The 25,311-nt window shown below is 44.0% G+C and carries 20 protein-coding genes and 1 riboswitch; of the genes, 5 read left to right on the top strand and 15 right to left on the bottom strand.

Annotation, left to right across the window (positions count from 1 at the left end; all coding sequences use genetic code 11):
* Positions 1-54: 54 nt before the first annotated feature.
* The 4 genes from MKZ16_RS04050 to MKZ16_RS04035 form a co-directional block, all read right to left on the bottom strand.
* The gene (locus tag MKZ16_RS04050; protein WP_076105352.1) at positions 55-990 is read right to left on the bottom strand and encodes a catalase family peroxidase; all 936 of its coding nucleotides are present in this window, start codon (positions 988-990) and stop codon (positions 55-57) included.
* Positions 991-1,054: 64 nt separating this feature from the next.
* Positions 1,055-1,549, bottom strand: coding sequence for a hypothetical protein (locus tag MKZ16_RS04045; RefSeq protein ID WP_052096778.1), 495 nt, complete (start codon positions 1,547-1,549; stop codon positions 1,055-1,057).
* Positions 1,543-2,916 (bottom strand): Dyp-type peroxidase, encoded by a 1,374-nt coding sequence (locus MKZ16_RS04040; RefSeq protein WP_081386542.1) that lies wholly within the window; start codon positions 2,914-2,916, stop codon positions 1,543-1,545. The genes MKZ16_RS04045 and MKZ16_RS04040 overlap by 7 nt, the downstream gene beginning before the upstream one ends.
* 240 nt (positions 2,917-3,156) lie before the next feature.
* The gene (locus tag MKZ16_RS04035) at positions 3,157-3,711 is read right to left on the bottom strand and encodes a hypothetical protein (protein ID WP_076105351.1); all 555 of its coding nucleotides are present in this window, start codon (positions 3,709-3,711) and stop codon (positions 3,157-3,159) included.
* A gap of 184 nt (positions 3,712-3,895) precedes the next feature.
* Between MKZ16_RS04035 and MKZ16_RS04030 the strand changes: the two genes are divergently transcribed.
* Entirely contained in the window at positions 3,896-4,339 is a 444-nt protein-coding gene (locus MKZ16_RS04030; protein ID WP_036684901.1) for a hypothetical protein, read from the top strand.
* 79 nt (positions 4,340-4,418) lie between these two features.
* Here the strand turns inward: MKZ16_RS04030 and gshAB are convergent, their stop codons facing one another.
* The 3 genes from gshAB to MKZ16_RS04015 are packed head-to-tail and all read right to left on the bottom strand — an operon-like array spanning position 4,419 to position 8,562.
* Positions 4,419-6,749, bottom strand: a complete 2,331-nt coding sequence (gene gshAB / locus MKZ16_RS04025) for a bifunctional glutamate--cysteine ligase GshA/glutathione synthetase GshB (RefSeq protein ID WP_076105350.1) — start codon at positions 6,747-6,749, stop codon at positions 4,419-4,421.
* 19 nt (positions 6,750-6,768) lie between these two features.
* Positions 6,769-8,142, bottom strand: a complete 1,374-nt coding sequence (locus MKZ16_RS04020; RefSeq protein WP_339815382.1) for an MATE family efflux transporter — start codon at positions 8,140-8,142, stop codon at positions 6,769-6,771.
* Positions 8,143-8,190: 48 nt separating this feature from the next.
* Positions 8,191-8,562, bottom strand: coding sequence for a MerR family transcriptional regulator (locus MKZ16_RS04015; protein WP_339815380.1), 372 nt, complete (start codon positions 8,560-8,562; stop codon positions 8,191-8,193).
* Between the two features lie 64 nt (positions 8,563-8,626).
* On the opposite strand from MKZ16_RS04015, the gene MKZ16_RS04010 reads away from it, so the two are divergent.
* The 3 genes from MKZ16_RS04010 (at position 8,627) to MKZ16_RS04000 (ending at position 11,451) form a co-directional block, all read left to right on the top strand.
* The gene (locus MKZ16_RS04010; protein WP_036684896.1) at positions 8,627-8,935 is read left to right on the top strand and encodes a hypothetical protein; all 309 of its coding nucleotides are present in this window, start codon (positions 8,627-8,629) and stop codon (positions 8,933-8,935) included.
* 260 nt (positions 8,936-9,195) lie between these two features.
* A complete protein-coding gene (locus tag MKZ16_RS04005) occupies positions 9,196-10,101 on the top strand; it encodes a winged helix-turn-helix domain-containing protein (protein WP_038568783.1) in 906 nt (301 codons plus the stop codon).
* 75 nt (positions 10,102-10,176) lie between these two features.
* Positions 10,177-11,451: an MFS transporter gene (locus MKZ16_RS04000; RefSeq protein ID WP_076105348.1), complete on the top strand. Its 1,275-nt coding sequence runs from the start codon at positions 10,177-10,179 to the stop codon at positions 11,449-11,451.
* A 334-nt stretch (positions 11,452-11,785) separates the two neighbouring features.
* Here the strand turns inward: MKZ16_RS04000 and MKZ16_RS03995 are convergent, their stop codons facing one another.
* From MKZ16_RS03995 to MKZ16_RS03975, 5 genes are all read right to left on the bottom strand, one after another.
* Entirely contained in the window at positions 11,786-12,514 is a 729-nt protein-coding gene (locus MKZ16_RS03995; protein WP_076105347.1) for an ECF transporter S component, read from the bottom strand.
* Entirely contained in the window at positions 12,496-14,166 is a 1,671-nt protein-coding gene (locus MKZ16_RS03990; protein WP_076105346.1) for an ATP-binding cassette domain-containing protein, read from the bottom strand. The genes MKZ16_RS03995 and MKZ16_RS03990 overlap by 19 nt, the downstream gene beginning before the upstream one ends.
* Positions 14,139-15,029, bottom strand: coding sequence for an energy-coupling factor transporter transmembrane component T (locus tag MKZ16_RS03985; protein ID WP_081393415.1), 891 nt, complete (start codon positions 15,027-15,029; stop codon positions 14,139-14,141). Before MKZ16_RS03985 ends, MKZ16_RS03990 begins: the two co-directional genes overlap by 28 nt.
* On the bottom strand, positions 15,029-16,018 hold the full coding sequence (locus tag MKZ16_RS03980) for a DUF4430 domain-containing protein (protein ID WP_038568777.1): 990 nt from the start codon (positions 16,016-16,018) through the stop codon (positions 15,029-15,031). Before MKZ16_RS03980 ends, MKZ16_RS03985 begins: the two co-directional genes overlap by 1 nt.
* A 71-nt stretch (positions 16,019-16,089) precedes the next feature.
* Positions 16,090-20,763, bottom strand: a complete 4,674-nt coding sequence (locus MKZ16_RS03975; RefSeq protein WP_076105344.1) for an S-layer homology domain-containing protein — start codon at positions 20,761-20,763, stop codon at positions 16,090-16,092.
* Between the two features lie 163 nt (positions 20,764-20,926).
* Positions 20,927-21,128, bottom strand: a riboswitch (cobalamin riboswitch).
* A 342-nt stretch (positions 21,129-21,470) separates the two neighbouring features.
* On the opposite strand from MKZ16_RS03975, the gene MKZ16_RS03970 reads away from it, so the two are divergent.
* Positions 21,471-23,192, top strand: a complete 1,722-nt coding sequence (locus MKZ16_RS03970) for a cellulase family glycosylhydrolase (RefSeq protein ID WP_038568775.1) — start codon at positions 21,471-21,473, stop codon at positions 23,190-23,192.
* A gap of 70 nt (positions 23,193-23,262) precedes the next feature.
* On the opposite strand, the gene MKZ16_RS03965 is transcribed toward MKZ16_RS03970, so the two are convergent.
* The 3 genes from MKZ16_RS03965 to arcC all read right to left on the bottom strand — a co-directional run bounded on the left by MKZ16_RS03965 (position 23,263) and on the right by arcC (position 25,301).
* A complete protein-coding gene (locus tag MKZ16_RS03965; RefSeq protein ID WP_339815378.1) occupies positions 23,263-23,511 on the bottom strand; it encodes a transposase in 249 nt (82 codons plus the stop codon).
* Between the two features lie 65 nt (positions 23,512-23,576).
* Complete coding sequence (locus tag MKZ16_RS03960) at positions 23,577-24,158, bottom strand: hypothetical protein (protein WP_038568773.1); 582 nt, start codon at positions 24,156-24,158, stop codon at positions 23,577-23,579.
* Between the two features lie 192 nt (positions 24,159-24,350).
* The gene (gene arcC, locus MKZ16_RS03955; protein ID WP_076105343.1) at positions 24,351-25,301 is read right to left on the bottom strand and encodes a carbamate kinase; all 951 of its coding nucleotides are present in this window, start codon (positions 25,299-25,301) and stop codon (positions 24,351-24,353) included.
* Positions 25,302-25,311: the final 10 nt, after the last annotated feature.

The raw sequence follows: 25,311 nt of genomic DNA, 5'->3' as shown, positions 1-25,311 counted from the left end.
TCGGCAGACATTTTAGGACAGCCCGATCATATTAATAGAATATAAAATAAATGCTTACTGATTAGTACTTCGACGGGAATGTGACTCCGCATAGGCATCATGACGGAAGTTCAGAATAGGATCTTCTGAGCATTCAATGCCGGCAGGTACAACCGTCGGATCAAAGACGTACTCTTGAGCCTTCTCGTCTGCCACGCCGATGATCGACAAATGGCCGACGACAATCCGTTCCCGGTCTTCGGGCCAAGCAGACGTCGGGTCATCCGTAGGATCTCCCTCCTGTCCGAGATTTACTGTCAATTGAAACGTCACAGGACCTTTGGACAGTCTCTCGATTAGTTCATCCTCCAAATAATCGGGAGATCGATTCTCCACCTCTTCCTTGACCAGAAAGTGCAGACCCGCTTCCGGTTCCCACTCATATTTAATAGCCCGCCGCTCGCCAGCAGCATTGATGAAGTAATAGGCATGAATGGAATGATAACGATTGGTTGCAAAACTGAGTGGCGGTTGCAGCATTTTCACGGCTTGAAGCCCAGCCCGGCTTTCCGAATACTTCTCCATGACCGCTTTGAATTTGTCTGCAATGGTCGCTCCCTCAAACGAATTTTCTTTAATTGTACGTAAGATATTAATAAAGGATTGCGGTGTTTTGGCAAAAAAGATCGGTAATGTAATTGTCACCAAACTTGTCACGCCCCCATCAGGCAATACAAACTGAACCGCCATTCCTTTTGCAGGCGAAAAAACATCAGGGATGGACGGATTAGTCGAGCTATTGGAGAAGCGTACGAGAGCTTGCACCTCATGATTTTGCAAATGTGCCGCTGTTGTCAAAGGACCCGCTTGGCCGTTAGGGGTGAACACCGCCTGGTAGACAACACCTTTGGCGTGCGCGCGTCGATAACCCGGATATTTGCCTGCTACCTCCTCAATGGAGTTTACTGCTTCTTCTGCGAGTTCAGACGACACTGATTTATTATTGTTCATTTTCGTTCACCTCTTTGTAATTTATCAGGAAGGAAAAGGGGACAAGGCCCCCTTTTCTAGTTTTTTAGCTTTGTGATGCGTCAAGTAGGTCGTTCCAGGCCTTCGTAATTCGCTGTCCGCGCCAAATATCTCTGACCGTGGCATCGGGATAAGCACTGTACCAGCCAGATGCAGTGATCTGATGGTTGGCGATGAAATCTTTCGCTTCCGAAGATTCAATTCCCGGAAAATCCTTCACTTCATTAAACATGTTATTCAACAACTCTGGAATTTCAGTTCCAAAATCATCAATATAACTATCCCAGTCGCCATCATAAGCCGTCGCGAACAACAGCCGCGTGTCGTTATCAAAGATTACGAAGCGCATGTCGTGAACGGTCGCGATCTTCGCCATCGTTTCGGCTTGTCTCGATGCGCTTTTTTTCAGCTTCTCACGGAGACGATCCGCCCCACCATCTTTAAGCGGCGCAATGATGGTAAGCTCAGATATTTCACCTTCCCGCAGGCCGGCACGTCCAGCGCTTGTAATCGGATTAGTCTGATCTTGTCCTTCTAACATGTTAATTCCTCCTTAGATATATGTTGATCCAACTCTGCCATCCACCGTAATGCAGTCATGCTGGGAACAAAGAAATACTCCCCGCCTTTGGTGATTGAAAAACTTGGAATTTCTTTCATCCGGTGGCGAATAGGTTTGTCCGGAATGGTAAACATCCCTTCCCCCTCATTCTTACCGGTAATAGGGTCTTTCTCGGTTGACATACCCGCGAAATTGCCTCCATTTAACCAATCGGTCTTGATAAACTCGAATTGGCGGGACAATGAGCTGCATATACCTGCAAAAATAAGGCCTCTATCCTGACCATCATCCTCCATTACACCTTTTGGCAGTATAGGGCCATACATCGTTGACCGCCGGAGCAACCGGTGGATGTTCACATTAACAACCGAACCCTGCAAGCTGTCACGGGGAAATGCACGACGGATATGCGAGCTTACCGGACATTTCAACCCTTTATGATCATCCCCGTACGTAAATGCGTTCCGTCGGCTGACATCTTCGCCCAGTGCCGGGTCATCTGCTTCAGGAGCCAGACTTAAAGGGGCTCCGCTCGGCCATCTTCCTACCATTTTAGCGGCCAAAAGTTCTTCCTCTTCCCGATTATCCGCATGCTCCCGCAAATAACGACGGAAAGCCGCGACCCTCATATGCAATTTGCGGAAACTGAGGTAACTTCCATTGTGGCCAAGTTCTGCCGGCTGTGGTCCCTGTGTTATGGTGCCAGATTCATTTAAATGCCCGAACAGGAATTCACCGGCTTTAATCTCCGCTTCCTGCCCCACCGCGTTGAGTACATGGTTTCCTTCGATTCTCGGATTGCTGATTCCATCCATGAAGCCCAGATGAGTACGTCCGTCAGGATTCATTCCGACATCCAGCTGGTAAACGACGGATACACCATTCAGTTCACAGTGGATTCGACGGGCTGCTTCTTCTGCTTGAAGCAGCGCTTCTTTGGTGGGCGCGAACAGAGCAAGCGCCACATCGACTTTGTCAGTACCCAGCGGGTCTTCCCAGTGCTCCGGGCTGCTTTCGTTTACATCCCCTAGCTTAGCTGCCCGGGCAGCCATACCCTCCCGGAACTCCAGGTCGAAGCTGTTGAGCGACTCCTGAGGAATCCCCAGCTTCTGGAGTCCTTGATAAGTAAAACCAACGTTGACCCAAGCACCTTCGTGAGGATTACTCCACTGTCCGGCCGACGTCACTTCGTCGAGAAGCCGCTTCAGCATCACTTTCCCGTCCTGTTGATGATCGATGGACAGCAATATATAGGTCCCAACGTAAGGGGTAGGGCGTTCTTGTAAGACGATTCCTTGAATGTCATCATAATTCAGTTCTTCCGTTTCTGTACCTATGACGTTCACTCCTCCCTCGTCTTAAAGTTGTCTTCATAATATTAAAAACGGGTATTCTCTCATCCATCTCTCGATCTAATTAAACTTAGCTCTAAATGGTTAATCAGGTTAACAGTCCTCCCCAACTAGACAATAACGGTGCATTGTCTAAAAAATAGACACATCGTTAGATTTGTCTAAAATCGAGACAAAAAAAGAGATATTCCAAAACCGGACCGGCTCTAGAACATCTCTTATCTTCGACTAACCTCATAAATCATATTCATAGTTATCAAACTTGCCATCTGATGCGAAGACATATTCGCAGATGTTCTCACCCCATCTAGCTATAACACTAAAGACGCGACCCGAAGTGGGAATATCACTGGTGGATGCTGGAGGGTTCACAAATTCATATTTCCCTTCCACGAGTGTTACAGGAACTTCTACAATTGGAAGCTGCGATTCATCAAAGCTCTCAGTTAGATAGGCCATCTTTACTGTGACTTCACTCGGTGCGTAATCTCCAAAGTCGACCTGCATTTTCTCCCCTGGTTTCAAGCGACGCAGACCCGTTAGAAGCGTAGGTTCACTATGCCAAGCCGTATAGTAAAAGGAGGCCCGATCATAGTCCGCTCCATTCCAGCTCGTCTTTAGAATGACATAGTTCTCTATAGCATCTGTACTATTCTCATGTGTAATGATAAGGGGCGACGGTTCAGCAGGACTTTTGAAAGAGCTCTCGGATTTACTCATTATTCCTCCGCGTTCCCCAAGCACCACCGCACCAATGATAACCACTGCCAACAGCATTAATGAAATCAATAATATCCTTTTAGACTTATTCCTATGTTTGATAATAGCTCCCGCCTTTCCTTAAACTTCTAACCCTTCTTTCATTTAACACTTGATCATCAAGCCATGCAAGTAGGTAGCTGATGAATTACATAGCAAATCCAAGAGTTAACTCTCCTTCTATCATATTCTATTTCTAGGAGGTGAATATAATATGACCATTCAGTTTGTAGATTTAAGACTATCCAACCAAGCTGCTTCGGATGCTACACCAGCAGTTATTCCACTAGCAGCGACCCCCCTTGTTTTTGGGGATATTGGTATTCAGACCGCAGGCGTGTCGGCTGAGAATCAAGGCAATGTCCGCGTACTTTTGACCGGATTTCTAAAAGTAGAAAACAATCCTCTTTTCAATACCAATACCGTTAATGTTCGCAGAAACGGAACGATCATTTTCACCACGACATTTGGGGTTGCGATCAGCAGAGAAAATGAAGCTTTCGGTTTTACAGCAGTAGATATTCCACCACCAGCGGCTGTCGCAACAGGTCAAATTCAGTACACAGCAGAGATCTTCACAAATGCAGCTGCAACAGATCCCTTTAATAATGTCCAAGCCAGAAACTTTAGTGGTGTTGCAGCTGCGGGCAACTCCTAACATGAACATGTAGTGGGTGGGAAGCGAATTTCCCCTTTAAAAACAGAAGCTCAACCAAAGGTACTGGTTGAGCTTCTGTTTATTCCCCAAATAATAGATCCAGAATCCGTTCATCCGCCTTTCGGTTCTTCCCTTTATAAGGATAACAATGAATATGAATCGCTGGATTAAAGTTAATCTCAATAACGCTATAGTTGGTATCATTGGCTTCTTCCTTGATGTCATCAATCATCATATCCACTCCACAAAAAGTGGCGCCCGCAGCTTTAGCCGCTTGAATCGCCAGATCCTTATAACTATCTGGGATCTCATCCGTAAAATCCAGGCTGTCACCACCCGTGCTAATATTAGAGTTCTCCCGAAGATAGATGACTTCGTTTAATGGAGGAATATCACTCCAAGCCTGAGCGTGGTTGTTCAAGAACATCGCTTCTGCTTCACCGATCTGAATTTTCTCAAGTGGTGTCTTGTACCCGCGGCCTCTTAATGGATCCTTATTCTTCTCGTGCACCAGTTGTTCAATCGTATGTACACCATCTCCAATCACATTCGCAGGAACCCGGTGCAATACTCCGACTACTTCATCACCCATGACAAGAAAACGATATTCTTTTCCCGTCATGAACTCCTCTAGTAGCACAGTTCGATCAAATTCGAAGGCGATTTCGAAAGCTTTTTGATAATCTTCTTTAGAGAAGTCGTCTGTAAAAATAGTAATGCCGAGTCCAAAATTGGTTGATTTGGGCTTAATCACAATAGCCTTGTTACGGTAAGTGCCATGCGCATTCATTGCCTCTTCCAGATTTCGAAAAGCTTCTCCTGCGGGAACCCGAATGCCTTGCTGTTTAAGAACTTCTTTCGTAACGATCTTATTTTCCATGATTAATACCGTACTGTAAGAATCAAGGGAGGTCTTCGTTGCTTGCTTAACATATTCTTTATGATCACCTTGCGTAAGCACTACAAAGTTCTCTTCCCGATCGATCAATTGAAACTTAATGCCACGTTTAACCGCTGCCTTCAAAAGAAGCTGTGTAGATAGCTCCAGATCCTCATATCCCACAAAACGGTATCCATTCGCAAGACTTTCCTTAGCATATTGTTTAGCTTTATTCAGATGGTATTGTACAAAAGAGGATTGTTGAACTTCCGACTTCACAATAGCTGCAAAACTCCGGTCTGGCTCTACAATTTTATTCTTAGCTCCATGCAATACGTTCAAAAACACTTCATTCTCCGGGTTCAACAGTTGGATCAGATCCTGCATCTCATGAATACAAGTTAATGCCTGTTGCTCCATCGTTGTACATGAATCCCCGTAATCATGCAAACATCCCTTTATCCCCTCCATGATCAATTGATCATGATTAAGATTCGCCATCTTCTGATCCTCTACTCCGAACGGTTCGTCCTCCTTCAGCAGCATATACAAGATAAATAGATGAATGAAAATCATCGTTTCTTTGCCGATTCCTATTTTGTAGAGTGGATTCAGATCAATAAACCGAAGCTCCAAATAAGCTATCCCATCTTGCATCAGTTCCTCTAAAGGATGTTTGCCTCTTGCTGTCTTCACTCTAACCGGACTATAAAACTCTTTTACACTTAATAATTCTTCCGATTCGATCAAAGCTTGTAAATCATGAACATAATCCTTTAACGAAGCAAAAGATACATAAAGAGGTTTTTCATTTCGATACCCACATTCGCTATTTCGCAGTGAATTCATATTCTGATAATAAAAGCTTTTGTCGTCATCTGATTCCCCGCGAGCTACACATTGTTCCATATAAGTCTTATCAAAAACAGGGCTGGCGCCTGTTAAATAGATAAGAAGCCAACGGTACCGCAATAGGTTGCGGGCTATTTTTAAGTAGGTAGCGTCTTTGAATTCTTTAAAGCTCACCTGCGGATCTGCTATGTCATGAAGCTGTCTCAGAAATTGTTCATCAAAAGAGAAATTGTAATGGATTCCGCTCAGCAATTGTCTTTTGCGACCGTATTTGTCTGCTAGCTGATGTCTGTATTCATCCTCAATCGGATTACCCATCTTGGCAATGGGGATGTCCTGATCATTCGGTAACCTCGGAGGATTACTACTTGGCCACAGATATTCTTCCTTGAGCTCAAGCGACACAATATCCTGCAACGCCTCCAGAAAGTTATAAGTTTCATCAATAGAATCAAAAGAAGGGGTGACCATTTCAATTTGACTCTCTGAGAAGTCGGTTTGAATATACGGGTTCTCCATTTTGTTGCCAAAAGCTTTAGGATGTGGTGTCAGCGCAAGTCTTCCCTCTGGATCCACTCTGACATTTTCTTTTTCCAGTCCAAATTCGCCGTGAAAAAGCTCCTTATTCAAATGGTTATCCCTCAGAAGCTGTATGAGTTTACGATTTAATAAAGCCATTTCAACGATCATCCTTTGCTTAGTAGTTTACCTGCTGTTTGTTCATTTTGAATAAAGATCTTCTAAACCAGAACACAAGAATAACTCCTTTAAACACACTGCTTAGAGCAATCGACATCCACACCCCACTCAAGCCAAAAGGTCCGGATAAGATCAAGGCTAGTGGAATTCGCAGTGCTGTAAATGTAATACTAAAGATCGGCGGGATATGGGTTTGGCCAATACCGTTAAAAGCACCTACTGTCATCAATTCCATACACATGAATAATTGTGAGTAACCAATGATGCGCATATAATCAGTGCCTAATTCCAGGCTTGTCTGATCTGATAAAAATAAGGAAAATAGCTGCTGCGGGAACGCAATAAATATAAGCGATATGATCACGCCAAAGATGGTGGTTAAGATCAAAGCCTTACGATAGCCCTGCCCAATACGGTCCAATCGGCGTGCTCCATAATTTTGACCAAAAAAGGCAGCAATAGCTCCCTGTAGTCCTCCAATTGTCATATAAGAAATAGATTCAATTTGAATCCCTACTTTTTGCACCGCAATCGCATCCGCCCCAAAACGTACAATGATCTTAGCAATGACGATCGATATGAGCGTAAAGGTGACCCGTTGGATTGTGATCGGAAGTCCCATACGGATTACTTCTTTCATTTGACGACTGTCCCATGCTGATGTGTTCGAAATGATTTCTGACTTTCTTGTCTTTATGATAAAAAGAGCCGTAACTAAGATGTTCGCTGTCAATGTTGCCGTGGCTGCCCCCGCTACTCCCCAACCTTCAAAACTGCCCCAGCCAAAAATTAAAAATGGATCAAGAACAATATTAACCATAAGACCAATGGAGAAGATCTGAAACGGTTGTTTACTATTTCCCATCGAGTTTAAGAGTGTGGCAAACAAAGTATTTACGATGGAAAATACCGTCCCGAAGATCGAAATCATTAAAAATTGCTGTGCCATCCGTTCAACTTCATCACTTCCAAGATCAAAAAAACCAATCAACCGATTGTTGGTCAACAGAACTAAACTCATATAGAGAAGTCCTAATAAAATAGACATCATAAACCCGTTTTTCATATAAGATTTAGCCTTCTCTATCTGGCCAGATCCCATACAAAACGCAACCTTAATCCCTGTACCGATCGTAATCATAGTCGACAATGCAATCGCTAGATTAATGAAAAAACTCGCCGTGCCAATCGCGGCAACAGGACCACTTCCTAATCTTCCAACCCAAATCATATCGACGAGGCCATAAGTTGTGGAAATGAAATTCGTCGCAATAATGGGAAGCGTTAATTTCATTAAGGTAGGCATAATAGGACCCTGAGTCAAATCATTCATGCCCTTCAATTCCTTCAAATCTAATAACACCTTCTTCATCTGATTTTCAGATTTATTATATAACCAAACGCTTATATAATCAATTGATTATATTTCAGCAATCTGTTGGACCAGCCTTTCAAGCATCCGTATCCGATTACGGAGTTCCAATTCTTCTTGTCTCAATCCGTCCAGCTGAAGATTCAGAGATTCACCTACTTCCTTAATCAACTCGGCATGGCCACACCCATAACTCCTTTTCAATTTAAAAATAGACTGGATATCCCTTAGTATAACTCCATAACTTTTCAACTCTTGAATGACAAAATAATCTGCCAGATGCTGCTCTGTATACATCCGTTTACCATCTGGTCCCTTGGACATAATCAAGTCCAGATCCTCATAATGTCTGATGGTGTCTTTCGTAGTTCCTGTTAGGGCTATAAATTCACCGATTCGCAAAAGTACAACCTCCTCCATACAAATATAAATTGACACGGGGTTAACCCCGCAACGTTTAATTTTATTAATGGGGGTGCATCAAATGATAGGTTCAAGCCTTATAATCTTGTATGGAATGGTTAGTGTGCTTGGGGCAGTGGGGATTCTAATTAAGGGCTCCGCTAAATCTGCTGTGGGTTATATTTATTTGTTTTTGCTTTCTCATATTACGTTAGTCGTCATCACCCTTTATGCCTTATGTAAACCGCTTAACTTCATTTGGTTTATTATCGGTTTTCTCACCTGTCTTATCTCCCGATGGCTCAACGGTAAGTTTGTCTTCGGTAGGAATAACTGGCTTCATTACTTTATTGTTGCGCTGATCTTTGCTGTGGGCTACTTCTTAACCTAGTCTCTTCATTATGAGCCTGAAGACAGAAAGTGGAACTCCTAAAAAGTATATAAATTGTGTAGACATCAAAAGCCAGTTCCTAGTGCACAAAATGTGCCTACCGGAACTGTCTTTTTTTCGTAATTAAAATTTCTTTTGTTTTTCAGTCGAATGGCTATTGAAAACGAATTTTAGTTCGTTTACAATAAAACTAATAATAAGTTCTATAATTATAGAACAAATAATTGTTTCAGTAACTTACTCAAAGAATGGAGAAGCTCATGGAATATAAAGTAGAAGTCGATTTTGCCCCCATGTATGAATGTGTGAACAGTATGACTGCTTTTCTAAGCAAGCAGAACCATACTGCTATGGATTCCGGTAAGCTCTGGGTACGTGAAGTCCAAGCAAGATTTGCCCCGATGTTGCTTCGTAAAATGCAAGAGGTCGTTAAGAAACTTGATGATTTCAGTTTGGCTCCCTATATTTGGTGCTGTCCAGTAGAACGTTCGGTTAGCAGCTTTCTGGATTGGTTTGATGGGTTAACTTCGGGTGAACTGTATGAAATATCTGGACGTTTCGGCCAATCGGTCCCCTCTAATCTTTCCGAGCTAAGAGACACTGCCTCTGACATCCTGCGCGAATGGAACGCGGGTTACTTCAATGGAATCGACCCTAATATCCTCAAAGGGCTTGAACAGGAAGCCGAGTCAAGACGAACGACACTGAATGGGAACAATGATATGGAAGTCTTTGAAGCAGCAACCGACGGAATGCGCCTCTATCCAACCGAACGTCTGAAGAAGGTCATTATCATTCCGCAATATCATGCCCGCCCACTGGTCACCACCTCTATGTTTGATGAATTCGTGTTCACTAGCTACTCTTGTGATGTTCTCCCTCCCGAAGCTGGCCGGCCTGCTCCAGCACTACTTCGACTTACCCGGGCACTCTCGGATGAGACGCGGCTGTATATCCTTCGTCTGCTTACAGGCAAGCAGTTGAATTTCACGGAAATCGTGCGGGAAGTCGGACTTTCTAAAAGTACAATCCACTACCATCTGATCGCGTTGCGCGCAGCAGGGCTGGTCATTGTCCATACCAACGTTAAAAGCACATCGTACAGCCTGCGATTGGAAGCCTTAAATGGGCTACCGCAGCAGATTGGGTCGTATTTGGAGAATTAAGCATAAACGCCTTAAGCGTCCTTATAAGGACGGTAAGCGTATATGCGAGAAATATAAGAAAGGAGTGAACAGGCTATGATAAAACGCAGCTATTATGGTTTACTCTCAACCATAACTTTAAGTGCTTTTGGGGATGCTTTTGGCTTGTTGGCTATGGAATGGCTCGTCTATGAGCTGACGGGTTCCAAACTAGCGATGGGAGCACTCGCGCTCAGCTCCGGCATACCTGAGCTGCTGCTGCGCTTGCTGGGCTCGCCGCTGTCCGACCGACTCCACCGGGTACGCTTTATGGCCTGCTTGGCAGCCATTCGCCTGTTAGCTATAGCACTGCCGCTAGGCATGGGTCTGGCTGGCCAACTGCAGCTGTGGCATCTGTTTGTCGCTGCTGGTCTCAGCGGGGCCTGCGCCGCTCTGTTCATGCCAACAGCCATGGCTGTTATTCCCGGCGTTGCCGATAGCCGGAAGCTGGTGCGGGCTTTTGCTATCATCGATGGCAGCAAAAGTGCAGCAGTCTTGCTAGGCCCCGCCCTGGCTGGGGCGTTGACCGCTGCCAGTGGAGCACTGCCAGCCCTTAGCATCAACATGTTATGTTACGTTGCGGCCATCACTACCTTGCTGTGCCTGCAGAAGCTACCCAAGCCCTCTCCAGCTCCAGGCCGTTTCTCCATTACCGTCTATGTTCGCGAAATAGCTGAGGGTTTTACCTTCTATAAACAATTCCCCGCCATGCTTACGATAATGATGATGGCCTCTATTAGTAATCTAAGCTCCATTGCCGTCTGGACCATGATGGTTCCTTTTGTACGCGAAGTGCTCCACCGTGATGCGGCGACGATGGGCACACTTAGTACAGTTTTCGCACTTGGAACCTTAGTCGGGCTAAGCATCATTTCCATGATAGGGGAAATTAAAAAGAGGCGGCTTGTCATGCTCAGCAGTCTGGGGACCATCGGTTTAGTAACAACATTATGGGGGTTATTTCCTAGTTTTTCTTTTGCCCTTGCCGCCGTATTCGCCACCGGAACGATAGCTCCCTTCTTCGGCTCCTTAAGCTCTTCACTCCATGGACGGCTGGTTCCGGGTAATCTGCAAGGAAGAGTCAACTCCATCCGTTTTTTAATCGGTGGCGGCTTGCAGCCTTTTGGTGCTTTTGCCGGCGCCGCGATTGCTGAACTCTATGGCGTGCCTGCGCTTTTTGTCATCGCCGGATTGCTTCCACTGCTCTGTGCCAGCGCTGCCTTGCTGCTCCCCGGACTCAAAACACTGGACGGCGACCTCTCCACACTTGAAGCCACTCATAAGCAGCCCGATGCTGGGGTTCCCCCGCACAAAGTTGTTGCTGAACGTTAAGTGAATCAAAAAAACAGGCGATACCGGTATACCGGAACATCGCCTGTTTATAAGTTTTCACCTAGGAGCATCGCTACTAGGTATATTCTCTTTTCAGTGGTTTGTCACAGTGGTTTGATTCGTAGCCACTAGTTCCCCTCCCCCTTCCGGTAAAAACCGAAGCGGGAGGCGTTGAGCCTTTAGTTTGTGTTTGTGTTTGTGTTTGTGTTTGTGTTTGTGTGTTGGTGTTTTGGAATTCGCGCTGATAGCAGCGGAGAGAACGGACTGATTGTGGAAAAGCGGAGCGTTCGCCAGCGTAAAAAGCGCACAGCGTCCAAAAGCTAACACCAAGAACCTAAGGCTCAATCAACCCATATTTCGTTTTTATCCGATCCAACTTCTCAATCATAGGATTAGCAATAAAAAACAAAAATACCACCGTCGAGATCGCATGCACCATATCAAACCAAAAACCTGAAATATAAGTGGTCATTAAAGCCGGCCAGGAGAACTCTGAAGTGAACATCATCAACGAGCCTATATTGATAATGCCTCCGTATACGAAAAACGTCGCTAAGCCTCCGAATATACATAGCGAAAGCTTATTCTTTTTAAGCAGACCCTTCTTGAAGAAAATGCCCGCCAGGAAGCCAATGATGCCAAAACAAAACATTTGCCAAGGCGTCCAAGGTCCCTGCCCAAAGAAGAAATTCGAGACAAAGCCTGCAACAGCGCCAACCAAAAATCCTGCCTCCGCTCCCAAGCTTACCCCTGCGATGATGACAATAGCAACCACTGGCTTAAACTGCGGCAACATAAAAAAGGCTGCGCGTCCCGCCACGGCAATGGCTGCTAACACCGCTATAACGATCAGCTCCCTCGCCTGCGGCTTCCGGTTCTCGAACACCATCGCAAAAGGAACCATCGTATAGATAACAATTAATAGACTGATAAAATAATACTTCCGATCATTTAGCACAAAGATGCCTAATAAAATCGTAGCTGGAATGACTATGAGGATTAGTAGTGCCGCTAATAAAGTTCGACGACTCAAACGACGATCCGTTATCTGCTTCTTTGACATAAATCAATCACACCCTCTATCGTTACTCCCTCATTCCATACATGACGCGCCATACGGTTGGCGGCCGTTGTATAGAAGCTGTTTCCCGCAAAAAACTTCTGTGCTTCATTCGTAGTGATGATACTTCCATCAAAAAACATGGCGCAGACCTCAGCATACTTGGCACAAAATTCAACATCATGCGAGACCATTACAATAGTAACGCCTTCGGCATTGAGCTTTTGCAGGAATACGGCTAGCTTCTCTTTGAAGGGCCCATCCAGTCCTTTGGTCGGTTCATCCAACAGCAGAATCTTTGGTTCTAACAAAAGGACCTTCGCCAACGCTGCACGCTGTTGTTCTCCCCCGCTGAGATCATACGGATGCATGGAGAGGAGATGTTCCAGTTCTGCGAACTTAACCACAGCTTCAACTCTGGCGTTTTTTTCTTCCTTCGTCAAAGAGAGCTGGGATAACATTTCATATAAATCTAGCTCGACTGTTTTTTTCACAAATAAGGTTTGCGGATTTTGCGGGAGGATGCCCAGATTGTTAGTAAACAACGCTTTGGCATTCATCTTCGCAGGGTTGCTCCCGCCGATAAGAACTTTCCCTCTATAAGGCTGAAGGATCCCGCTCATCAGCGACAGCGTCGATGTCTTCCCTGTTCCATTCCCGCCAACAATACAATAAAATTGCCCTTGCTTCACTTCAAACGACAAATCTTTAATGACATCCGGCCCATTTTTATCATATTTAAACCATACGTCCTTAAACTTTATGACTACAGGGCCGGCCTCTTTCGTGCTAGGCTGAGTTTCTGCCATCGTTGCAGGAGTCTTACCCTTTAGAAAAGCATCCAACCATTGGCGTCCTTCCTTTACAGTAACAGGCCACACTAAGTCATGATCTACTCCTGCAACAATCTGCATCGGTGAGGGCATGGACAGAAACATCGGATGGTTCAGCTTACATAAAACCTCGCCCACCTTTTGCGGGGGATCATCAGCAATCACAGCTCCCTCATTCAGCACAATCAACCGATCTGTAAGCGGAAGAACATCCTCTAGACGATGCTCGGTCATGATCACGGTTGTTCCCAGCTCACGATTTATTTTTTTGACCGTCTCCAGAAAATCGGAAGCCGCAATAGGATCTAGCTGGGAGGTAGGCTCATCGAGGATTAGAACCGAGGGATGCATAGCCATTATGGATGCTAAGTTAAGCAGCTGCTTCTGGCCGCCTGATAGCTCGGTCACACTTTTATGAAACCAGGTCTGGATCCCAAAAAAACTAGCCATTTCCGCCACACGCAGGCGAATCGTAGAATTATCGTACCCTAAGCTCTCAAGCCCAAAAGCAAGCTCATGCCATACTTTATCTGTCACAATTTGATTGTCCGGACTTTGGAGTACATAACCAATTTCCGCTGCCTGTGTGCGTTGATCGATCTCCTCTACAGGTTGACCCTTATAATAAATTGCCCCTTGGCGATTGCCATGTGGGGTTAGGATTGTTTTCAGTTGTCTAAGCAGAGTGCTTTTGCCACAGCCTGACTTTCCACAAATGGTAATGAAGTCTCCACTTTCAATCGTAAGATTAATATTCGAAAGAGCCGCTTGCTCTTGTTCAGGAAAAGTAAAGCTTAGTTCTTCGATTCGATAGATTTCCATTTCATTTCCTCCACCATATTGATGAGCACTGGGATCATACATAACGCAAAATAAGCGATATATATAAGAATACTAAAAGGTGTAATTGTGCTCGCTTTAATCGACGGATAGAATCTCATGGTGTTCTCACCCAACACTGCCCCTACGGCTACCAGCGCAATTAAGCCTGTCATGATCAAGAGAACTACTTTGTCTCGGGCATCTAACCGAAAGATAGAAAAGCTTGTACGGCCCGGCAATCCATACCCTCTCGATCTCATGGAATCCGCTGTCTCAATCGCATTTTCCAAAGCCCAGGTGGTCATAATGGAGAGAATCGTAATCCCATTCCGCGCACGCGCGAGGAGATTTCCCTGTGAGACATCCCGGCCTATACATTTTTGAGCATTAGAAATCACCTTGATTTGCGCTAAATATCTAGGAACAAAACGAAGCACCATCGAAAAAATCAACGACAGTGCCGGCAGTATTTTTCCGAATATATAAATAAACTTATCCGAGGTCATCACGACGTTATAACAGGAGAACCAAATAATTACCGTCACAAACATACACGCCGCTGCCACGCCATAAAGAATCGATTCCTTCGTGATGGGGTTCCCGTTGTTTAAATAGAACAAGATCGTTACCCCTTGATGATTAAAAACAGGATTCATCACTGCCATAAATAGCAGAAAAGGAATCATGTAAAGCAGATTAATTCGGATGCCCTTTTTTCCTTTTAACATAATTGAGTAGGCTACAGCACTACTAAGGGCGATCACCTGAAATATAGGATGCATAAACACCATACTAAACAGCAATACAACAACAAAATATAGAAAATTCACAAACGGATGAAAGGTAGAAAAGCTATCCTTCATTATTTCTGAGCTCCTCCTGTGGCTACATACCCACCTACATCTCGACCTAGATCACAAGTGTATACCCAATCAATGACATCGCCATCTTTGAGAACATAACGGCTACTGCCGTAGTTAGGGAACCAGCCATTTACTTTGTACATCCATCCACTGAGCTCTCCAGCATCGAATTCATACAGATTATTTATGCCTTCAATATAATTACTGTTATAGATCGGCGTCATGCTAAATTCCATATGGATTTTATTCTTTTTCATTTCTCTTAGTAGAACATCAAACACAGACTCACCTTCATAAAAGGTTACCTTCTGCGCTTTATAAATGATACCATCTGCCGGCAATACTTCAAGCTTATCCTCATTAAAAATATCCATGTTATCTAAAATTGTTGCCGCTGAGACGGACAAGGTAGCCGTTAATTGCTTCTTCTTATCTACTGTTGCATCTTGCCATTCCACTGGTTTAGGTTTCCCGCTCGGCACTGGATCGGTAAGAAATTTATCCTTTTTCGGTTCCTGCTTGGTTTCTGTTGTCGCTACTTTTGAATCAGGTTTTGTTACGGGTTTTGCCGTCGCTTTCGTTTCCGGCACGGGCGTTTTAGCCGCTTTCGGCGTTGCGGTAGGTTGCTTCGTTGCAGCAGGTTTTGTTGTTACGACCGGTGTTACAACTTCTGTTGGTGCTGCAGTTCCTGTTGGTGTTACAGCTTCCGTTGGTGTTGCCGATTCATTTGGTTTTAGGGTTTCAATGGGCTTAGCTGTTTCACTTGGCGTAGCTGACGGTGTTATCTCTGTTGTCTCAGTAGCGATTGCCTCAGTGGGTTCAACATCAACATTTGTTGCGGAAGCAGTGTTCTCTGGCTCTATAACCTGTGTCTCAACGCTACTATTAGCGACCTTGTTTGGGCTCTTCTGGTAATCCCCGCCCCAAAAGAAGGCGATAGCCAATACACCTATGATTAGTATCGCTGTTAACCATTTCTTCTTGTTCATTTCTCTAGTCCCACCTTAAATAATAAGCAAGGGTATACACGCTACCCTTGCTTATCTCTCTAAATAAAATTCTATTTGACGTCTGTCATATCATAAAGACGTGTCTGGCCATTAACGAGCCGATCATAGGAAACCAGTGCATACATCGCCTGATCAGTAGCCATAAGATCTACTTCTCCTGGTTGCGCGCCTCCATTGCCTACTCCACCCTGCTTCACGTGATAAAAGCCACCTTCAGGTGCAGCAAAACTAATCAATGCGTCTACTGCGGAATGTCCATTTTTAATAAATCTGGAATCCTTATGCGGGTCAATACCAAGGCCAGTTAAAGCTACAATCACCTGAGCGATGCTTTCGGAATTTGTAGATTCCCAGCTTGCAAAACCACCGTCTGCAGTCTGTGTTTTGGATAACCAAGCAATCCCCCGGTCCACAGCAGCTGTTACTTTGGCGTTGGATTTGTAATAAGGTGTTAAGCCTTGAATGACCATCCCCGTGATATCTGGATCAGCCGCTGTAGCATTACTGCCGAGTGCCCATCCACCGCCGCTGATCTCTCTGCCCAAAATATAATTAATGAGCATCTCTCTAGTCGTCTGCGTCTTTACATCCTTAACCACTGGAATTTCGTAATGATTACTGTCCAGTGCAATGAGAGCAAACACAGGTCCATTAATACCTTGCTTAATTACAGTATCAAAATCCGCGAGTGGTTCCAGTAGGTTATAACCCGCCACTTTATCAATATTTTTGTTGATTGAAGTTAATGCCAAAATAACTCTATCATATTCCGTATATTTTACGCTATGCAGCTTCCCTGATTTTTCTTTAAGAGTCGCTTCTACATTTGCATAGTACTTAGTGTAATAACTATCTGGAACCTTCACACCTGAACGTGCCAGCCCGAAGACTGTCCAGTCCCCGCCAACCGAGGAGATGACCGGGTTTGTTACTGTTTTTTGCAAAAAGGCAGCTGTGTTCTGAATATAAGAACTAACTGCTGAATTCTGAATAGTTGGACTAACCACTTTGTTCCCACTCTTATAATCATGGGTTCTAGTAGCTACAACAGCCGCCATTTCTCTGGTTACAAGCTCTTTAGGCTTAAATTGATTATCATCGCCTAACATCAAACCAGTCGCAACAACGGTCTCTACATCTGCTTTGGCCCATGCCGATACTGTGTTGATATCTTTAATCGCTGTTCCTGGCTTCGTCGCCGGGATGGCCAATGCTCTGACGATAATTGCGGCCATCTGCTCACGAGTAATCTTGTCATTTGGCTTAAATTCATTATTAAAGCCTGTGATTAGACCTGCCTTATGCGCAGCATTCACATATGGATAGAACCAATCGCCTAGAGCGACATCCTTATAGGTAATGCCTTTATCACTCTTAATATCAAGTTCTAATGCAGAAACGAGAATCTTAGTGAACTCCGCTCTTGTGATATAAGCCTTCGGATTCACCTGACCATTGTTACCTTGGATATATCCTTTTACTGTAGCTGTTTCAATCGCTGAATAGGCCCAGGAAGAGATCTTATCAGCATCTGTATACAGTTGTTTAATATCATTCGTATTCTGGGTAGGATCCTTAGGAGTCACTGTTGGAGATGGACTCACATTTGGATCACCACTGCCTTCCGGATTAGCTCCCCCACCAGGAGCCGGAGTAGCACCAGGCTTAGGCGTTGGGGTTGGGCTCATCGTTGGTATCGGTGCATTTAGATCCACACCCAAATTCGTAGTATAACGCCACTGAATTCTGTCCCCGGCACTTAGGTCATATGAAGATGCACCATAATTAGGATATTTCCCATTCACATTATACATCCATCCACTGCCGCTGCCATGGTCAAATTCCCCATCACCAGCTATGGATTCAACATATACACTTCCAAAGTCACTGTTCCAGGAATCTCTATAGTCGATACCGCGGCTATCCAGCACTCTTTTTAGTACAGACCACACTGTGTCACCAGATTGTAGCTCTACCTGTACAGATGGAACAACATATCCCTTATTAATCGTAAGCTTATCCACGGACAGGATTACATATGGTTTCGATGGAGTGGTTCCGCCACCATTGTTGCTGCCATTTCCTTCACCATTTCCACTACCATTACCTTCGCCATTACCGTTACCACCGTCGCCGCCAGGTGTTTGTACTGCACTGGAAGCATAAGCAATGTAGTCAGTGAAGTGATTGGTTTTTACGATTAAATCATTTCCACTATCATAGGCATACTCAGACTTACCGCTTGCAAAACCTAAGTCATCACTTGCAAATTTTTGAATGGCATGAGGGGTGCCATTTTGAATATAAGCAGCTTCTTTTCCTTTAAGGTCCTTAAAGGTTAACGTAATAAATTGACTGAATTCTACTCTTGCACTACCACCCATGGAAAATGTTTGAAGAATGTTATCAAGCTTCTTGTCCCCCGGAATAATCTGATTCACACTATCTTTTAGTGCAGATTCTGCACCGGTTAAAGCTGAAATCAGTTCAATTGCAGAGGCATCCCCACTTGTAACTTTTGCACCCTTAGGAATGACTACAGATACGTTACCTTTTATGGCCTCTATCTGAGGAAGGTCGCTGTTACTTGGTAAATTGACACTAACCTTCGATTGATTTCCCTCCGGAATAGCTACTGTGATTTCTTTGTTGCTATCTCCAGTGCTGATCGGAACGATATAATCATTAGCGTCATTTGGGATTTCAACTTTCGGGTTCTCCCCAGAAGGTAACGGAAATTCTTTCGGACCCTCTGGTTGCCCAGGCCCCGGTTCTTCTGGTTGTTCCACTTTCACATCATTCATATCAAAGAGACGGCTGCTATGATTGATCAGACGATCATAAGACACAAGTGCATACGTACCTTGGTCCGTTGCCATATTGTCCACTTTGCCTGTGAGGATATGCTTAAATCCACCCTCAGGTGCAGCAAAGCTAAGCAGTGCACCAATAAGCGAATTTCCACTTTTAACAAATCTAGCGTCCGTGTGCGGATCTACACCTACACCAGTTAAGGCTACAATTACCTGTGAGATACTTTCGCTGCTAGTGCTTCCCCAGCTTGTAAATCCGCCTTGATTGTTTTGGTTATCGGACAGCCATTGGATGGCCCGATCCACGGCGGCTTTTACATCATCACGGGTTGCATAATAAGGTGCAAGAGCTTGCATCGCCATCGCAGTCATATCGACATCTGCTTTGGTTACGCCTAATGCCCAGCCACCAGCTTCTGCTGTACCTTTTTTAACCTCTTTATCTAAAATATACTGAACTAGTTTTTCTCTTGTGGTCTGTTCTGTAATTCCTTCAACTACAGGAATCTCATAGTTATGGCTATCTAGCGCAATCAGAGCAAAAATCGGACCATTATTGCCTTGCTTTTGGATATATTGATAATCAGCCAGTGCTTTTCTCAGATCATATCCCGCAACATTCGTGATATCTTTTCCGATAGAGGTAAGCCCTAGAATTGCTCTGGAATTCTCTGTGCTTTTATTGGCGTCGAGTTTTCCATCCTCTTTAATGATCGATGCTATTTTCGTAGCTACATTATTGTAATAGAGATCATAATAGCCGTTAGGTACTGTATAGTTCGCCCGAGCCAGAGAAAGGATCGACCATTCTCCACTACCTGTACCAAACGACGGATTCTTTACAGTGTTTAGAATATAGGCAAGGCTTTTATCTAACTGTTGTTTGACGGCAACTGTAGTTTCCAGTTTGTAAGTAACTTGATAAGTTACATTTGTTTTGTTTCCAGCTCCGTCAAGAGCCGTTACAGTAATTGCATTACTGCCTGAATTCAGAGAAGCTTTGTACTCCCCATTCGCAGGTGATAAAGTAACACCATTCAGCTTCACTTCTGGAATGATGTCACTATATACATTGTCTGTGACAGCTACTTTGAAGCTTATATCTTTATTAGATACTTCCTGTTTATCTTGTATGCCACTTACAGTAATAACAGGGGGTTCTATATCTAATGCATGGTTAAGCCCTACAAGCGCATGATCTACACTTATTTGAGAGCTTGCCATATTTTCGAGCACGGAATAGGCTTGATAAACTGCTGATTGTACTACTGGTCTGTCCAAAATAGTTTCTTTATTAGGGTCACTGTTAATCTCGGCGATTTCCGCAGTTAAAGCATCCTTATTGGCAAGTTGAACTGGGATTTCTCCCCAGCCACCAAGATCAGAACCATAGCCATAAGTGGTGAACTGAGTTCGAATGATGTCACCGTCTTGAGGCTTATAATCGGTCATCCCAAACGGAGGAAACACATTATTTACTGCATACATCCAACCCGACATGGAGGTGTAGTCAAACTGACTTAACCACTCTGGGTCTGCTTTAGTGCCGACTGTATTCCCATCGGCTGAAATCATATCTAAAATATATTGTGGAATATTGACTTCGCTTCTGCCACTATCTTTAACTTCTGATAAATAAAAACCACTATCTATATTTCCTAAATGTCTATAATTCCCATCTCCTAGCGCACGTGTTATTAAAGATGCGCCATTATCGCCTTCATAAATCGGAACTTTAATAGGTTCCTTAATATACCCTTGGCCTAAGGTGAATTTCTCTACGGATACAGATACATACCCTTTAAGGGTAGAGCTTGCTCCATTTGCTTGAGCCGGGATAACACTTGTAGAGAATGTCGTGATAAATACAGCTACAATGAGTAACCACGCTAAAAACTTATTTTTCTTCATTTTTCCATAACCCTTCCCTTCATACCTATGATAAAAAACAGAATAAACTTTCTTATAACCACAAAAAAAACCACTCAACATAAACGTCAAGAGGTTAAGATAGTGAACCACAATACTAGCTGGCAAACACTATTCAAGCACCTCTCTATCGATCGTAGAGTTTGATGGTGTAACAGAAAAAGGCAGATATTCTGGCTCAAGTATCATCACCCTTGCTGCCTTCCCAGTTTCCCAGTGGCATTTTGCAAGGACTCCTCTTTTACAGCGGCGGGACCGCGCGGGATTCACACCCGCTTTCCATTTAACCAATCTATGATTGTACTTCCGCAACATTCATAGTTGGCACCTATTTCTAATTTTAAATTTTCATGCTTCATCATATCTAATATATATGCTTTTGTCATGTTATATTTCTTTTTTGTATAACGGGCAGCTAGAGATAATCCTATTGAATAACCAATTTCTACGAGTAGGGATATTTAAATGATTTCTTTATCCAACTGTGGGGAAAATTAATTTAAATCACTAATTCTTATATGAATTTGCCACAAATTAGTAAGGTACTCGCTGAGTGAATTCTATGTTAGGGTATATTCAGAAAGCGTTTACAAAAATAACATTGGAGGTGTTCGTGTTCATCTAACCACCAAGTACAGCGTCAAAGCCAGGTCCAAGCATCCTAAATTTATCTCACAAAGGAGAATTCAATGACTACGCGAATCCAGAAATCCTTCTTATCATTGACACTTGTCACCGCTCTTCTGCTCTCTCTGTTCTCATCCATGGCTGCAGCTGCAACTAAGGATGAGCAACAAGCTAAGGCAGCGCCAAAGAGTAAGATCCAATCCTATGTAGACGAAATGCAGCCCGGATGGAACCTCGGTAATACTTTAGATGCTACAGGTGAGGACGAAACCTCCTGGGGCAATCCTCGTGTGACCCAAGAACTTATTAAAAAGATCGCCGCTCAAGGCTATAAAAGTATTCGGATTCCTGTGACCTGGGATACTCACATGGGTGCGGCACCAGACTATACCCTAGAAAAAGCCTACCTCGACCGTGTGGAAGAAGTTGTCGGCTGGGCACTGGACGCCAAGCTTTATGTCATGATTAATGTCCATCATGATTCCTGGCTATGGGTAAGCCATATGGAAGAAAAACACGATGAAACGCTGGCGCGTTATAATGCAGCCTGGACTCAAATTGCCGATCGCTTTAAGGACAAATCCGATAAGCTGATGTTCGAGAGCATAAATGAGCCTCGGTTCACCGATGGTGGAAGCACAGACGAAGCAAAAATGGAGCAAATGCTTACTGAACTCAATAACTCCTTCTATCAGATCGTGCGGAAATCCGGTGGGAAAAACGACCTCCGCCCACTTGTATTGCCTTCATTAGAGTCTTCACCTACACAAACAAGAATGGATCATCTCTATAAGACGATTACGGCTCTAAACGATCCGAATATTATTGCGACCGTTCACTTCTATGGCTTCTGGCCTTTTAGTGTGAACATTGCCGGCTACACCACATTTGAAAAAGATACAAAAAACGATATCACTCAAACTTTTGATAACGTTTACAATACATTTGTAGCTAAAGGCATCCCTGTCATCGTCGGCGAATTTGGTTTATTAGGTTTCGATAAAGACACGGGTGTGATTGAACAGGGCGAGAAGCTTAAATTCTTCGAGTATCTGACTTATTATTTGAAAGAAAAGAAAATGACTTCCATGCTCTGGGATAACGGGCAGCATTTCAATCGTAAAACTTATAAGTGGTCTGATCCTGAACTCCACAATGTATTAATGTCTGGTCTGAAGGAGCGTTCCTCCAGCACCGAAAGCGATTTGGTCTACCTAAAAAAAGGTGCACAAATCAAAGATACCAAGGTTAAGCTAAACCTGAACGGCAATAAGCTAACCACCATTAGTGCCAACGGAAAATATCTGACCAAAGGTAAAGATTACACATTAAATGGTGAGGAGCTCATCCTCAAAGCCAGCCAACTCAAAAAGCTCACAGCTTCCCAAAAATACGGTGAAAATGCCGTGCTGACTCTGAAATTCAACAAGGGTGTTGCGTGGAGACTTAAGGTGATTGTGTATGACACAGCTAAATTAAGCGATGCAAAAGGCACGACTGAATCCTTTGCCATTCCGACCACCTTTAATGGTAACCAGCTTGCCACAATGGAAGCTGTATATACCGCTGGTGGCAATGCAGGTCCGCAGGACTGGACTCCATTTAAGGAATTCGGCAATACCTTCTCACCTTCTTATAACACTAAAGAAATCAAGCTGCTTCCCGCGTTCTTTAAAGATGTTAAAGACGGCGAGGTTATCCTAAAATTCCACTTCTGGAATGGGGATATCATCACCTACAAGATCACGAAGAGCGGAGCAAACGTTGTAGGAAAGTCCTCTTAAGCATCCGTCCTGTTAACAACACAAATAGGGGTGTCCCTACGCGGGAACACCCCTATTTGTATTGTACCCATCACATATTAACCTCGTCATACGAAATTATCATCAACCGATAAATTAAATAAACGCCAAGATAGGCTCCGGTAATAAGAAACATTGGATTTAAAAATATCGCATGGATCGAGGTCATAAATACAGCATGATCCCTTAATATTTCGTAAATCGCCAAAGCGGAAATATTTCCAAAGATAATCGCACTTAAGACCGAAGCAACATTGAATACCATACGCCACTTTATCGATTTACCTTGTAACATCAGCATGACAATGGGAACAATAATACTACCAAGTACGATTAGAAATTTCATCCAGTCACCTCGGTAAATTTTTAATCGTCCAGTTCCACGCTTTCGATTTGTCCGTCTGCATTTACCGTCCACTCGATTTCAACGCCATTATTTAATCCGAGCTTGTCTTCATCTTCAATGACTATATGATCAGGAATCGTTAAGGTTTGCTCTTTACCGCCCTCCACTTGAACGGTAATCTGTTTATCCTTAACCGCAGTGATCCTTCCGTCATATTCAATCTGCTGCAAAACAATCTTTTGATTCTGATCTGTAATGGTAACCCGCTTGCCACCGTCGCTTAACAGTTCAACCTTTTTATGATAGCTATCTTTTAACGAAACATCCTTGATAACTCTCTGAATGCTCACTCCCTCTGGAAGTTCCCCAGTATTTGAACCGGGTGACGCAGATGTCATGGGTTGTTCTGTTGCGTTATTCGTAGGCGCAGGTGTAGTAGCTTCTGCAGAAGGTGCTGTGGTTTCTACTTGAGCCGTTGGAGTAGCCACTTGAGTCTCATCCGCTGCTTTAGTGCATCCACTTAACAATACCGTACATGCACAAATACAACAAAGAATTGTAGCCCTGGTAAAACGTTGTGTTGTTCCTTTATTCGATCTCATCTTTTACCCCCGCATTTTAATGTATTTTTTTCTCTATAGTGGACATAGTTTTACCTCTTATCTTCCTTTTATTCACCAGAATATGGCCATCTGAAAGCAACAGTTAGATAACAATTCATGAATATGTCAAAAAACCGCCCTGATTTAGATCAGTGGCGGTCTCCATGAAATGATGAGATAAATTAGATCTTATTAATTTACAATATGTGTGCCAGCCTGTTGGCTCATCGCAGCTTTCATATTTTCCGGATTAGTAATGATAACTCTACGTCCCTCTTTTTTCAAAAAGCTAAGACTTGCTTCAATTTTAGGCTGCATACTGCCAGCAGGAAAATGACCCTGCTCCGCATATACCAACATTTCTGCCGCTGTAACTTCTTCAAGAGCCTTCTGCTCAGGCGTACCGAAATTCACACATACCTGAGGAACTCCTGTTGTAATGATCAGCGATTCTGCGTCGATCTGTTCGGCCAGCAGACTTGTAGCAAAGTCTTTGTCAATGACCGCATCGATACCTTCGTAGGTATTATTTTCGGTTTTGATCACAGGAATCCCGCCTCCGCCAACAGCGATCACCACATAACCCGTCTCAATGAGTGATTTAATGACGTCCTTTTCAACGATATCAATCGGCTTAGGCGATGGAACAACACGGCGGTAACCACGACCTGAATCCTCAATGATGACCCAATCTGGCTTGGCACGCTTCATCTCCTCTGCTTGCTCAAGCGTGAAGAAGGAGCCCACTGGTTTCGAGGGAGACTGAAAATTCGGATCATTTTTGCTAACCTCGACCTGAGTAATGACTGTGGCAACCTTTTTGTCTAATCTGCGGTGAATGAATTCATTTGTTAAGGCCTGCTGAATTAAATAGCCTATGCCCCCTTGCGTGCCCGCCACGCAATTGACCAGCGGAGTAACATCCATTCCAGTGACTTCCGAAGCCACCTCGCTTCGTCTCAGCTCGAATCCAACCTGTGGACCGTTACCGTGAGTAACCACCACATCGTTGCCTGCTTGCACCAGATCAGCGATATTGACAGCAATTTCACGTACTGCCTCAGATTGATCCTCTATAGAATCGCGGCCATTGTCTTTCACCAATGAATTACCGCCAATGGCTACAACTATAAATTTACTCATTCCATTCCTC

Source organism: Paenibacillus sp. FSL R5-0928 (assembly GCF_037970385.1).
Classification (GTDB): Bacteria; Bacillota; Bacilli; order Paenibacillales; family Paenibacillaceae; genus Paenibacillus_AQ; species Paenibacillus_AQ odorifer.
This window is presented reverse-complemented; position numbering and strand designations above follow the sequence as displayed.

What these genes read in the sequence shown, in the direction of transcription:
- MKZ16_RS04050 (WP_076105352.1), bottom strand. Translation starts at nt 990, where the DNA reads ATGAACAATAATAAATCAGTGTCGTCTGAACTCGCAGAAGAAGCAGTA.
- MKZ16_RS04045 (WP_052096778.1), bottom strand. Translation starts at nt 1,549, where the DNA reads ATGTTAGAAGGACAAGATCAGACTAATCCGATTACAAGCGCTGGACGT.
- MKZ16_RS04030 (WP_036684901.1), top strand. Translation starts at nt 3,896, where the DNA reads ATGACCATTCAGTTTGTAGATTTAAGACTATCCAACCAAGCTGCTTCG.
- gshAB (WP_076105350.1), bottom strand. Translation starts at nt 6,749, where the DNA reads ATGGCTTTATTAAATCGTAAACTCATACAGCTTCTGAGGGATAACCAT.
- MKZ16_RS04020 (WP_339815382.1), bottom strand. Translation starts at nt 8,142, where the DNA reads ATGAAGAAGGTGTTATTAGATTTGAAGGAATTGAAGGGCATGAATGAT.
- MKZ16_RS04015 (WP_339815380.1), bottom strand. Translation starts at nt 8,562, where the DNA reads ATGGAGGAGGTTGTACTTTTGCGAATCGGTGAATTTATAGCCCTAACA.
- MKZ16_RS04010 (WP_036684896.1), top strand. Translation starts at nt 8,627, where the DNA reads ATGATAGGTTCAAGCCTTATAATCTTGTATGGAATGGTTAGTGTGCTT.
- MKZ16_RS04005 (WP_038568783.1), top strand. Translation starts at nt 9,196, where the DNA reads ATGGAATATAAAGTAGAAGTCGATTTTGCCCCCATGTATGAATGTGTG.
- MKZ16_RS04000 (WP_076105348.1), top strand. Translation starts at nt 10,177, where the DNA reads ATGATAAAACGCAGCTATTATGGTTTACTCTCAACCATAACTTTAAGT.
- MKZ16_RS03995 (WP_076105347.1), bottom strand. Translation starts at nt 12,514, where the DNA reads ATGTCAAAGAAGCAGATAACGGATCGTCGTTTGAGTCGTCGAACTTTA.
- MKZ16_RS03990 (WP_076105346.1), bottom strand. Translation starts at nt 14,166, where the DNA reads ATGGAAATCTATCGAATCGAAGAACTAAGCTTTACTTTTCCTGAACAA.
- MKZ16_RS03985 (WP_081393415.1), bottom strand. Translation starts at nt 15,029, where the DNA reads ATGAAGGATAGCTTTTCTACCTTTCATCCGTTTGTGAATTTTCTATAT.
- MKZ16_RS03980 (WP_038568777.1), bottom strand. Translation starts at nt 16,018, where the DNA reads ATGAACAAGAAGAAATGGTTAACAGCGATACTAATCATAGGTGTATTG.
- MKZ16_RS03975 (WP_076105344.1), bottom strand. Translation starts at nt 20,763, where the DNA reads ATGAAGAAAAATAAGTTTTTAGCGTGGTTACTCATTGTAGCTGTATTT.
- MKZ16_RS03970 (WP_038568775.1), top strand. Translation starts at nt 21,471, where the DNA reads ATGACTACGCGAATCCAGAAATCCTTCTTATCATTGACACTTGTCACC.
- MKZ16_RS03965 (WP_339815378.1), bottom strand. Translation starts at nt 23,511, where the DNA reads ATGCTGATGTTACAAGGTAAATCGATAAAGTGGCGTATGGTATTCAAT.
- MKZ16_RS03960 (WP_038568773.1), bottom strand. Translation starts at nt 24,158, where the DNA reads ATGAGATCGAATAAAGGAACAACACAACGTTTTACCAGGGCTACAATT.
- arcC (WP_076105343.1), bottom strand. Translation starts at nt 25,301, where the DNA reads ATGAGTAAATTTATAGTTGTAGCCATTGGCGGTAATTCATTGGTGAAA.